Genomic DNA, 10,810 nt, shown 5'->3' on the forward strand with positions numbered 1-10,810 from the left:
TATGATTCAAATTCAACAACTATCCAAGAAGTACAAGGGTGCCGAAAATTATTCGGTCCAAAACTTGGATTTAGTCGTTGAAGATCAAGAAATATTTGGATTGTTAGGTCCGAACGGTGCAGGGAAAACCACCCTTATTTCCATGCTGAGCTTTTTACTAAAACCGACCTCGGGTTCCTTTACCATTAATAATCTTTCGTTCAAAGAAAACAAAAAAGAACTCAAACAACTCATTGGTATTGTTCCGCAGGAATATGCCTTATATCCAACCTTAACGGCTTACGAAAATCTTTATTACTTCGGAAGTATGTACGGTTTGAAAGGAAAAGTGTTAAAAGATAGCATTCATTCACATCTAGAAACACTTGGTTTGTCTCGCTTTGCAGATAAAAAGATAGATACTTTTTCTGGCGGAATGAAACGTCGCATCAATTTAATTGCAAGTATTTTACACAATCCGAAGGTGTTGTTTTTAGACGAGCCTACCGTTGGCGTAGATGTGCAGTCTAAAAATGTAATTATAGATCATTTGAAGCAGTTAAATGCGAACGGAACGACCATTATTTACACCTCACACCATTTAAATGAAGCCGAAAATTTATGTACACGGGTTGCTATTATAGACCAAGGAACGATTATTACCAAAGGGGTTCCTTCAGATTTGATTGCTGCGCAAGAAAATGCCCGTAATTTGGAAGATGTTTTTCTAGCACTCACCGGTAAAGCCCTTAGAGACCATGCATAAATTACTAGCATCGGCATACAAAGAAGCATTGCTCCTTTCAAGAGATATTGGAGGACTGGCGATATTATTTATCATGCCATTGGTATTGGTTATTACCATTACGCTGATTCAAAACAACACCTTTAAAACCATTAACGATACTAAAATTCCGGTATTGCTTGTCGATAACGACCAAGGGCAAATCGCCGAACATATTTCTGAAGGCTTAGCGGCTTCCAACTCATTTGAAATTATCGAGAGTCTTTCCGAAGAAGAAGCGAGAGAAGCGGTTTTTAAAGGGAAGTATCAATTAGCAATTGTAATTCCTGAAAATTTATCTGCCGACCTTCAGAAAAAAGTAACCACAAATGTGGAAGGTATTTTAGCGCAGTTCGGACTAGAAGAAGAAACTTCTCCAACTTCAACGGAAGATCAAAACTTTCAGAAGGAAGTCCGTTTGTATTTTGATCCTGCCACACAAGTCAGTTTTAAAAGTTCGGTAAAAAACGGAATCGATAAAATGATTTCTCAAATTGAAACCCAATCTATTTATAAGGCGTTTCAGGAGCAAATTGGCGAAGAAGACAATGCCATTTTCGAGACCAATAGTTTTATCACATTTAAAGAAATTATTCCCACAAAAGACAACAAAGAAATCATTCCGAACGCCACACAACACAACGTGCCCGCGTGGACCCTCTTTGCCATCTTTTTTATCATCGTTCCGCTTTCCATCAATATGGTGAAAGAAAAAACCCAGGGTACCTTTGTGCGCCTTCGTACCAATCCTGTGGGATACGGAACTGTTTTGGGAGGAAAAACAGTTGTGTATTTAGGGGTTTGCCTCATTCAATTTACATTAATGTTATTGTTAGGAGTGTATGTATTTCCGCACCTCGGACTCCCACAATTAGATGTTTCAGGGAAACTGCCTTTACTTTTTGTAGTCGCTATTTTTGCGGGATTAGCAGCAATTGGCTTGGGATTACTTTTAGGAACACTTGCCAAAACACAAGAACAATCGGCACCTTTTGGCGCAACTTTCGTGGTTATTTTAGCTGCGATGGGCGGCGTTTGGGTTCCCGTATTTATAATGCCTAAATTTATGCAGCTATTGTCCACGATCTCACCCATGAATTGGGGGTTAAATGGATTCTATGATGTATTTTTAAGAAATGGAAGTTTGTTAGATATTCTTCCCGAAATAGGGTTGCTCTTCTTGTTTTTTGTAGCAACCACATTGATCTCAATTGTTTATAATGAAAGGAAAAACACGGTATAATTCACATAAAGAAATAAGTTTTACCAACGAAATTCGCGTTCGGTTTGTAGAGACAGACCCTTTGGGAATTGTTTGGCATGGAAATTATATTCAGTATTTTGAAGATGGAAGAGAAGCTTTTGGGCGCCATCACGGAATTTCCTATTTGGATCAAAAAGACAATGGCTTCGCTTCACCAATTGTAAAATCTACCAGCGAGCACAAACTACCGTTACGTTATGGCGATATTGCGACTGTAAAAACGATTTATGTAGATTCGCCCGCGGCAAAAATGATTTTTAGGTACGAAATTTACAATCCTGAAGGACAATTGGTGTGTACAGGAGAAACCATACAAGTATTTGTGTCCTTAGATTCTGGCGATCTTTCACTGAGTATTCCCGAGTTTTTTAGAGCTTGGAAACTAAAAGAAGGGTTGTTGAATGCGTAAGGTGTATGTTTCATATAATTCTATAGTATCGGCGCTTGGTTTCGATAGTAAAGCGGTGGTGGAAAACATTGCCAATGAAGTGTCGGGGATACGTAAGATTTCAGACCCGAAATTGTTCCCAACGCCTTTTTATGCTTCTTTAGTTGCTTCGGAAGCTATTTCGGAAGCATTTCATCAGTTCGGCGCTACAGAAGCCTATACACGTTTAGAACAGCTGCTCATTCTTTCACTGCAACACGTAATTGAAGCTTCTAAACTTCCATTAAATGATCGTGTGGGGTTGATTATTTCGACGACCAAAGGAAATATAGATGTACTAGAAAAAGACAGTCCTTTTCCTGAAAAACGCGCCTATTTAGCAGCACTTGGAAATGTGTTAAAAAACTTTTTCGGATTTCAAAATGATGCCATTGTACTTTCAAACGCTTGTGTTTCGGGTGTTTTGGCAGTGGCAGTCGCAAAACGATACATTCAGCAAGGAACTTACGATCACGTATTTATAGCCAGTGGCGATATTGTGTCGCAATTTATTTTGTCGGGATTCAATTCGTTTCAAGCAATGAGCTCGTTGCCTTGCAAACCCTATAGCAACGATCGTACAGGAATCACTATTGGAGAACTTTCTGCCAGCGCATTAGTTACTTCCGAAGAAAAAAATCTAGCGCCAGAAGCTGTGGAGATTTTAGGAGAGGCTTCTTGCAACGATGCCAATCATATTTCGGGACCTTCACGAACGGGAGAAGGATTGTATAGAAGCATCCAGAGTGCCATGAAAGAGGCAGCTATCGAAGCTTCTACGATTGATTATATTTCTGCACACGGAACGGCAACTTCGTTTAACGATGAGATGGAAGCCATTGCATTTAATAGAGCAGCGCTACAAAATGTCCCTCTGAATAGTTTGAAAGGATATTTTGGACATACCTTAGGCGCTTCAGGATTGGTAGAAACCATCGTAGGAATGCATTCGTTGCATCAAAATACACTCTTTACATCGTTGGGGTTTTCAGAATTAGGGGTTTCAAAACCGCTTACTATTATTACGGAAGTAGCGCCTAAAGAAGTTTCAGTATTTTTAAAAACAGCCTCAGGATTTGGAGGATGTAATACTGCAGCGATTTTTCAGAAGTGTCACAACACAGAAACTAATAACCAAACTAATTAATCAATACGAATGTCAAAAAAAGCAATGAGAGCCATCGACGCACTAGAAGAAGCACAACGAATTGCTTTTGCACCCTTCGTTTTTCAAGCCACAATTTCCCTTCGCGAATTAGGGATTTTCGATTATATTTTTGACAATAGAGACAAGGGTGGAGTTACCATTGAAGAGATTTCGGAAGCGTTATCTATAAGTCCTTATGGTATTGGAGTTTTGTTAGAAATTGCTGAAAGCTCTAGTATTGTTGATAAAAGTGAAGACGATACCTACGAACTTAGTAAAGTGGGGTACTTTTTAAATTTTAATACCACTGCCAGCGCAAATATTAATTTTACAAATCAGGTGTGCTACAAAGGTTTGTATCATTTAAAAGAATCGATACAAACAGGGAAGCCAGCAGGATTGCCTGAATTAGGTAATTGGAATACGATTTACGAAGGTTTATCGCAATTGCCTCCGGAAATACAAAAATCATGGTTCGATTTTGACCATCATTATTCCGATCCCATTTTTGATGACGCGTTAAAATTGGTGTTTGAGAATCCGCCAAAAACCATCTTCGACATTGGAGGAAACACCGGAAAGTTTGCGATTGCTTGTTGCCAGTTTGATCCAGAAGTAAATATTCGGATTGTCGATTTGCCAGGACAGTTAAACAAGGCTTTGGCAAACGCTAAAAGCAACGGATTTGAAACTAGAATTGACGGACAAGAAATAGATTGGTTGTCGGAAAATCCTCAAATCCCAACCGGTGCAGACCTTATTTGGATGTGTCAGTTTTTAGATTGTTTTTCGGAAGCTGAGATATTAAAAATACTAAAGGTTTGTGTGGCTTCTATGGACGAAAACACAGAGTTGCGCATTACAGAAACCTTTACCGATCGCCAGAAATTTGACAATGCAAAATTTATATTGGAGGCGACTTCATTATATTTTACGGTGCTTGCCAACGGAAATAGTAAAATGTACAGCGCTACCGTTTTTGAACGTTTAATTGCTGAGGCAGGGTTGAAAATTTCGAAAGATATCGCTGTTGGCGAATATCACACAATGTTTATTTGCAAGAAAAAATAAGGATAGGTGTCTACAAAACTTCACATAGAGCGTTATTGCCATATTAAGAACAGTACTGTTTCGCTAAACGGAGCGCCCCTTTTTGAAATAGCTTCGGAAGATTTTTTAACGTTTATTAAAGCAGCGTATAAAGAATTAGACACGAAGTATTCAAAGTTTTTTAAGATGGACAATCTTAGTAAACTAGCCTTTTTAGCCGCAGACGTACTGTTAAAAGAAGATACGTCACTTTCCGAAGGAGAAAAAAATATAGCCATTGTGCTTTCCAATAGGGCGTCTAGTTTGGATACCGATAGGAAGCATCAAGCGTCTATTTCAGATCCAAAGAATTATTATCCGAGTCCCGCCGTGTTTGTATATACCTTGCCCAATATTTGTATTGGAGAGATAAGTATTAAGCATAAACTGTTTTCTGAAAATAGTTTTTTTATATTTGAAACGTTTAGTGCAGACTTGTTAAAAGTGTATACTGAAAGTCTTTTAAAAACAAACAAAGCTGAAAAAGTACTGTGCGGTTGGGTAGATTTTGATGCCGATTCTTATGAAGCTTTTTTATATTTGGTAAGCAGCGAAGGCACGATTGAACATAACAACAACGAAATAACCAGATTATATAGATTATGAGTGAATTAAGAGAAGAGTTAAAAGAAAAAATCATAGAGCAATTAAACCTAGAAGATGTTGCCGTAGCTGATATCGCTGATGACGACTCACTTTTTGGAGATGGCCTAGGATTAGATTCTATCGATGCATTAGAGCTAATTGTAATGCTTGATAAAGACTACGGAATTAAACTTTCTGACCCGAAAGAAGGGCGTAAAATTTTTGAATCGATAGGGGTTATGGCAGATTACATTGCCGAGCATAGAACTAAATAAACGAACTTTTTGAAGTTTTTCATACCACGATAAGCTTCCTAGATACAGAAATTCATGTCAAAAGGCATAGCAATCACCGGAATGGGAATTATTTCTGCCATTGGAAACAACGTGGCAGAAAATTATAGTGCGCTTATTGAAGGTAGAAAAGGAATTTCTAGAATTTCAAAAATAGATACGGTGCATCGCGATGCCATTATGGTGGGCGAGATTGAAAGTTCAAATGAAGCGTTAATACAACAACTCGACTTACCTGCTACAAATAATTATTGTCGTACGGCATTGCTGGGTGCTATAGCTGCAAAACAGGCGATTGCTGACGCACAAATTTCGGACATCAACCAGTACAGAACAGGGCTCGTTTCTTCCACCAGTGTTGGTGGAATGGATATGACCGAAACCTATTACTACGACTATCTAGAAAATACAAACACACAAAAATATATTGAAGGACATCACGCAGGGGATTCCACACAAAAAATAGCCCAACAGCTTGGAATACACCAAAGTTTGGTAACAACCATCAGTACGGCTTGTTCTTCGGCAGCAAACGCTATTATGTTGGGAGCTCGCCTTATAAAGTCTGGTAAGTTAGATCGCGTGGTTGTTGGAGGAACCGATTGCTTGTCGAAGTTTACCATCAACGGGTTTAAAACTCTAATGATTTTAAGCGATACCTACAGCACTCCTTTTGATGAAAACCGTAAAGGGTTAAATCTAGGAGAGGCCGCTGCATTTTTAGTCTTGGAAAGTGATGCGGTTGTAAAAGCTGAAAACAAAAAGGTGTTGGCGTATGTGAAAGGCTACGGAAACGCAAACGATGCGTATCATCAAACGGCTTCGTCAGAAAATGGGGATGGTGCGACTTTGGCAATGGAAAAAGCACTGAAAGTTGCCGGTTTGAAACCTTCAGACATCGATTACATCAACGCTCATGGTACTGCTACAGGAAATAACGACCTGTCTGAAGGACGCGCGATCATCAATGTGTTTGGCGATGCGATTCCAGACTTTAGTTCTACAAAAGCTTATACGGGGCATACCTTAGCAGCCGCAGGAGCGATAGAAGCGGTGTATTCTGTGTTGGCATTGCAACACAACGTTATTTTCCCGAATCTCAATTTTAAAACACAAATGAAGGAGTTTGCTATCACGCCGCAAACTACCTTAAAAGAAAAAGAATTACAGACTGTTTTGTCTAACTCGTTAGGGTTTGGAGGAAATTGCTCTACGGTACTATTTTCAAAAAACGCATAATGAAAAAGGTCTATATAAACAGTATCGGTTCTATTTCGGCTCAAAAAACTTTTGAGAACGCTTCCTTTTTGGAAACTATTGCCGACTATAACGATACGGTACTTCCAGCCATAGATCCTGTATATAAAGATTACATTCCACCCGCCGCTGCCCGCAGAATGGCAAAAGGAATTAAAATGGGGGTGGTGGCCTCCAAAATTGCATTGGCCGAAGCAAATCTCGAAAATGTGGATGCTGTCATAACAGGAACAGGAATGGGCTGCGTGGTCGATTCTGAAAAATTTGTGAGTGCGATTATCGATAACAACGAAGAATACCTTACGCCGACTTCTTTTATACAATCTACCCACAATACTGTTGGCGGACAAATAGCATTGGGACTAGGCTGTAATGGCTATAATTTTACGTATGTACACGCGAGTATTTCGTTTGAATCGGCGTTGCTAGATGCTAAAATGCAACTAGAAACTGAAGAAGCTGAGAACATATTGGTAGGTGGCGTGGATGAATTGGGAGCGCATACCGTGAAGATTCACCGATTGATCAATCATATCAAGCCAGAAGCGGTTACGTCTAAAACGGTGTTAAACTCAAAAACATCGGGAGCCGTGTTTAGCGAAGGCGCGAATTTCTTTGTGCTTTCTAATTTAAGGGCTGCACAAACCTACGCTGAGCTTTTGGATGTAAAAATGTTTAATACTTTAGAAATACGTACACTTTCCAAAGCAGTTTTAACCTTTTTACAGGTAAACGGACTTTTTATTTCAGATGTTGATTTAATAATTTTAGGGAATAATGGTGATGTAGCATACGACACTTATTACCATGAACTTACAGATAAGGTGTTTGCTGAGACACCACAAGCTACTTACAAACAACTCTCTGGAGAGTTTCATACAGCGTCTTCTTTCGGACTTTGGATGGCTTCAAAAATAATGAAAAGCCAATCGGTACCTGAAGCAGCTCAATTAAACACGATACAAACTTCTGAAGTTAACACCATCTTACTGTACAATCAATATCGTGGAGAAAATCATAGTTTAACATTGTTGCGTCATGTTGAGGTTTAAAACAACAAACCTCATTTTTGTGGGAGCCTTTGTTTTGCTGCTACTTGCTTCTTTCTTTTTCACCGTTTCCCTATCAGTATTTCTTCTTTTGTTTGTATTATGGATTATTATTACTGCCTTTGGATCGTTTCAGATTCAGTGGAATTATCATGTGAAATCGTTACATAGCAATATTGCAATATCAAAAAATGAAGTTGCGATTACTTTTGACGATGGTCCCAATCCTGAATACACCTTACGAGTGCTTTCTTTGCTGAAACAGTACAATGCAAAAGCTACTTTTTTCTGCGTAGGGAAAAATATCGCTTCCCATCCTGAGATTTTTAAACAGATACTAGCTGAAGGACATACGGTAGGAAACCATACGTATTCACACTCCAATGGTTTTGGATTTTTTTCCACCCAAAAAGTAATCGAAGATTTGCAACAAACAAATGCTATTGCAAAAAAAGTGGCCAATTTAGAGCTGAAATTATACCGTCCAGCCTTTGGAGTGACCAATCCGAATATTAAAAAGGCACTCCAAGTAACAAAACTACAATCGATAGGTTGGAACAAACGCTCCTTCGATACCACGAAACTTTCCGAAGAAAAAATAGTAAAACGCGTTACAAAAGACTTGAAGAAGGGTGATATTATCTTGCTTCACGATTCGAGTGAGAAAACAAGTAAGGTATTGGAACAGTTATTGCTATTTTTGCAAACAAAACAAATGCAGTCGGTTCCTGTGGACCAATTGCTAGCGATTGAAGCCTATGCGTAAGTATCTTTTTATTTTAGTACTAGTTTGTAGTTCGGTTCTCTTTGGACAAGAAGTAACAATGAATGCTTCAGAAATTATAGCTTTTAAAAAACAAGTGCAAACAACAGCTTCCGCAACAAAAACAATTACAAGCGATTTTGTGCAGTACAAGCATTTGGATTTTTTGGATAACGATATTGAAACTTCAGGAAAACTAGTGTTTAAATCTCCTGATTTGGTCAAATGGGAATATACAAACCCATATCAATACACGGTTGTTTTTAAAGAAGATCAGCTGCTAATTAATGATGGTGGCACCAAGAGTAATGTAGATATTGGAAGTAGTAAATTATTTAAAAAATTAAGCGAACTTATCGTGAATAGTGTAAAAGGAACTTTGTTTGATACGGCCGATTTTGACGTTTCTTACTTAAAAACAAATGGTGAGAATAAAGTCATTTTTACACCGAAAGACAAAAAAATGGCTGGGTATATTGCTTCTTTTGAATTGTTATTTACTAAAGAAGATGCAACGGTAACTGAAGTGAAAATGGTAGAGCCGTCTGAAGATTTTACGCGCATCGTTTTTACCAATCGAATTGTAAATAGCAACGTGAATGATGCGGTTTTTACTAATTAGTTTCCTCGTTTTTGTCACTTCTTCGTGTGCGTTAAAAACCACGAAAGGATTGCAAACCACCGAAATTTCGGAGGCAACGGTTGTAAATCCGTACTTTTCAGACACCGCTGTCGATTATGTGTACAAGGCTAAAATTGCGGTGTATGGGAATAATTTTGGCGGAATTGTAATTATAAAGAAAGTTGGTGTGAACAAACATCGCGTGGTGTTTACGACCGAGTTTGGAAGTAAGATTTTTGATTTCCTCTTTGAAGGTGATCAATTTACCAAGAACTTTATTTTGGAGGATTTAGACAAAAAGATACTGGTAAATACACTGCGGAAAGACTTTAAATTATTGCTTACGGAAACAATGCCAGTACAAGAGCAGTTTGTTTCTGATGACTATAAAGTTTATAAGTCGGTTGCGGAAAACCGATATAATTTTTATTTCTTTACGAATCCACAGGGGCAATTGCAAAAAATTGTAAACACCTCTAAAAGCAAAGAAAAGGTGGTTGTTTTGGTAACACCGTTGGTTTCTGAAACACTTTCCGAAGCAAAAATGATTGCCGATAAAATTGCAATCAATCATCAAAATATCAAACTGTCCATTACGATGGATTATTTTAAAAAGAACTAAATGTTACTAGAAGGATTATATATAATAACGAGTTTTGAACAGCAAGACGCTGAAGTGACTGCAATGATCGAGTTGCATAAAGAGCACGATATATTTAAAGGACATTTTCCTGGGAACCCGGTGATGCCAGGCGTTTGTATGCTTCAGATGATTAAAGAACTTACTGAAAAAGCAACGGGAAAAAACTTGTTTTTATCGGTATCGTCCAACATTAAATTCATGGCCATTATCAATCCTGAGGTTAATCCTGTATTGAAAGTAGCGATTACCATTTCAGAAGAAGACGGTGTGGTAAAGATTAAAAATACCAGTTCTTTTGAGGATACTGTGGCTCTAAAACTAAGTGCAACTTTTAAAGTGATTGCCTAAATGAAAGTGTTATTTTATTTCTTTTTGTGTGTTTCTTTCTTCGGAAAAGTTCCCGAGTTATCAGAATTGCGGGATAGTTATATTGCTGCGAACGGTAATCAAGAACGTACGCTTGCTTTTTACGAATCCCTTTCAGAAGTAACCAAAAAGGATAAAACGGTGTTGGTCGCTTATAAAGGTGCTTCAACCATCATGCAAGCAAAGTTCGCAAAAGGAAAAGATCAGAAAAAAGACTTGTTTAAAGAAGGCGCGCTATTGCTTGAGTATGCAGTGGCTTCGGAACCTAATAACATTGAAATAAGAGTCATTAGAATGTCGATACAAGAGAACGTTCCAAAGTTTTTAAAGTACAACAAAAACATTTCTGAAGACAAAGAATTTATAACCACACACTATAGCACACTTACAAATGCTGGTTTAAAAGAATTTGTAAAGTCGTTTGTGATGCATTCTGAAGGCTTTACAGCTTCGGAAAGAGAAGCGTTCTAGCGTTAAAATCTCAGTCCTTTTTTTCGTACATTCATTTGCGTCAAATTTTGATACTTAGATAGCGAATGTAT

General features: G+C 38.1%; 14 protein-coding genes. All 14 read left to right on the forward strand.

The genetic code is table 11. From position 1 onward, the window contains the following. Position 1 precedes the first annotated feature (1 nt). The 14 genes from BLQ00_RS05680 to BLQ00_RS05745 are packed head-to-tail and all read left to right on the forward strand — an operon-like array spanning position 2 to position 10,739. A complete protein-coding gene (locus BLQ00_RS05680; protein WP_093141648.1) occupies positions 2-745 on the forward strand; it encodes an ABC transporter ATP-binding protein in 744 nt (247 codons plus the stop codon). Next, complete coding sequence (locus BLQ00_RS05685) at positions 738-2,006, forward strand: ABC transporter permease (protein ID WP_093141651.1); 1,269 nt, start codon at positions 738-740, stop codon at positions 2,004-2,006. Before BLQ00_RS05680 ends, BLQ00_RS05685 begins: the two co-directional genes overlap by 8 nt. Then, positions 1,984-2,436: an acyl-CoA thioesterase gene (locus tag BLQ00_RS05690; RefSeq protein WP_093141654.1), complete on the forward strand. Its 453-nt coding sequence runs from the start codon at positions 1,984-1,986 to the stop codon at positions 2,434-2,436. The genes BLQ00_RS05685 and BLQ00_RS05690 overlap by 23 nt, the downstream gene beginning before the upstream one ends. Continuing rightward, complete coding sequence (locus tag BLQ00_RS05695) at positions 2,429-3,601, forward strand: beta-ketoacyl-[acyl-carrier-protein] synthase family protein (protein ID WP_093141657.1); 1,173 nt, start codon at positions 2,429-2,431, stop codon at positions 3,599-3,601. The genes BLQ00_RS05690 and BLQ00_RS05695 overlap by 8 nt, the downstream gene beginning before the upstream one ends. A gap of 9 nt (positions 3,602-3,610) precedes the next feature. Further along, entirely contained in the window at positions 3,611-4,672 is a 1,062-nt protein-coding gene (locus tag BLQ00_RS05700; RefSeq protein WP_093141661.1) for a methyltransferase, read from the forward strand. 6 nt (positions 4,673-4,678) lie between these two features. Continuing rightward, complete coding sequence (locus tag BLQ00_RS05705; RefSeq protein WP_093141663.1) at positions 4,679-5,296, forward strand: 3-oxoacyl-ACP synthase; 618 nt, start codon at positions 4,679-4,681, stop codon at positions 5,294-5,296. After that, a complete protein-coding gene (locus BLQ00_RS05710; protein WP_093141665.1) occupies positions 5,293-5,550 on the forward strand; it encodes a phosphopantetheine-binding protein in 258 nt (85 codons plus the stop codon). The genes BLQ00_RS05705 and BLQ00_RS05710 overlap by 4 nt, the downstream gene beginning before the upstream one ends. Before the next feature lie 54 nt (positions 5,551-5,604). Continuing rightward, positions 5,605-6,807, forward strand: coding sequence for a beta-ketoacyl-[acyl-carrier-protein] synthase family protein (locus tag BLQ00_RS05715; protein ID WP_093141667.1), 1,203 nt, complete (start codon positions 5,605-5,607; stop codon positions 6,805-6,807). Further along, complete coding sequence (locus BLQ00_RS05720; protein ID WP_093141669.1) at positions 6,807-7,877, forward strand: beta-ketoacyl synthase N-terminal-like domain-containing protein; 1,071 nt, start codon at positions 6,807-6,809, stop codon at positions 7,875-7,877. The genes BLQ00_RS05715 and BLQ00_RS05720 overlap by 1 nt, the downstream gene beginning before the upstream one ends. Before the next feature lie 19 nt (positions 7,878-7,896). Then, complete coding sequence (locus BLQ00_RS05725) at positions 7,897-8,640, forward strand: polysaccharide deacetylase family protein (RefSeq protein WP_229792571.1); 744 nt, start codon at positions 7,897-7,899, stop codon at positions 8,638-8,640. Beyond that, positions 8,633-9,259, forward strand: coding sequence for a flexirubin biosynthesis/transport protein LolA2 (lolA2, locus tag BLQ00_RS05730; protein WP_093141674.1), 627 nt, complete (start codon positions 8,633-8,635; stop codon positions 9,257-9,259). Before BLQ00_RS05725 ends, lolA2 begins: the two co-directional genes overlap by 8 nt. After that, positions 9,237-9,881 (forward strand): flexirubin biosynthesis protein LolB2, encoded by a 645-nt coding sequence (lolB2, locus tag BLQ00_RS05735; protein WP_093141675.1) that lies wholly within the window; start codon positions 9,237-9,239, stop codon positions 9,879-9,881. Before lolA2 ends, lolB2 begins: the two co-directional genes overlap by 23 nt. Then, positions 9,882-10,250, forward strand: a complete 369-nt coding sequence (locus BLQ00_RS05740) for an ApeI family dehydratase (RefSeq protein ID WP_093141678.1) — start codon at positions 9,882-9,884, stop codon at positions 10,248-10,250. After that, on the forward strand, positions 10,251-10,739 hold the full coding sequence (locus BLQ00_RS05745) for a hypothetical protein (protein WP_093141680.1): 489 nt from the start codon (positions 10,251-10,253) through the stop codon (positions 10,737-10,739). It abuts the gene before it with no gap. Positions 10,740-10,810: the final 71 nt, after the last annotated feature.

Origin of the sequence: Ulvibacter litoralis (assembly GCF_900102055.1) — a bacterium.
Lineage (GTDB): Bacteria > Bacteroidota > Bacteroidia > Flavobacteriales > Flavobacteriaceae > Ulvibacter > Ulvibacter litoralis.

Coding starts and splice junctions, on each gene's coding strand:
- BLQ00_RS05710 (WP_093141665.1), top strand. CDS start 5,293: ATGAGTGAATTAAGAGAAGAGTTAAAAGAAAAAATCATAGAGCAATTA.
- BLQ00_RS05685 (WP_093141651.1), top strand. CDS start 738: ATGCATAAATTACTAGCATCGGCATACAAAGAAGCATTGCTCCTTTCA.
- BLQ00_RS05700 (WP_093141661.1), top strand. CDS start 3,611: ATGTCAAAAAAAGCAATGAGAGCCATCGACGCACTAGAAGAAGCACAA.
- BLQ00_RS05715 (WP_093141667.1), top strand. CDS start 5,605: ATGTCAAAAGGCATAGCAATCACCGGAATGGGAATTATTTCTGCCATT.
- lolA2 (WP_093141674.1), top strand. CDS start 8,633: ATGCGTAAGTATCTTTTTATTTTAGTACTAGTTTGTAGTTCGGTTCTC.
- BLQ00_RS05740 (WP_093141678.1), top strand. CDS start 9,882: ATGTTACTAGAAGGATTATATATAATAACGAGTTTTGAACAGCAAGAC.
- lolB2 (WP_093141675.1), top strand. CDS start 9,237: ATGATGCGGTTTTTACTAATTAGTTTCCTCGTTTTTGTCACTTCTTCG.
- BLQ00_RS05690 (WP_093141654.1), top strand. CDS start 1,984: ATGAAAGGAAAAACACGGTATAATTCACATAAAGAAATAAGTTTTACC.
- BLQ00_RS05695 (WP_093141657.1), top strand. CDS start 2,429: ATGCGTAAGGTGTATGTTTCATATAATTCTATAGTATCGGCGCTTGGT.
- BLQ00_RS05720 (WP_093141669.1), top strand. CDS start 6,807: ATGAAAAAGGTCTATATAAACAGTATCGGTTCTATTTCGGCTCAAAAA.
- BLQ00_RS05745 (WP_093141680.1), top strand. CDS start 10,251: ATGAAAGTGTTATTTTATTTCTTTTTGTGTGTTTCTTTCTTCGGAAAA.
- BLQ00_RS05680 (WP_093141648.1), top strand. CDS start 2: ATGATTCAAATTCAACAACTATCCAAGAAGTACAAGGGTGCCGAAAAT.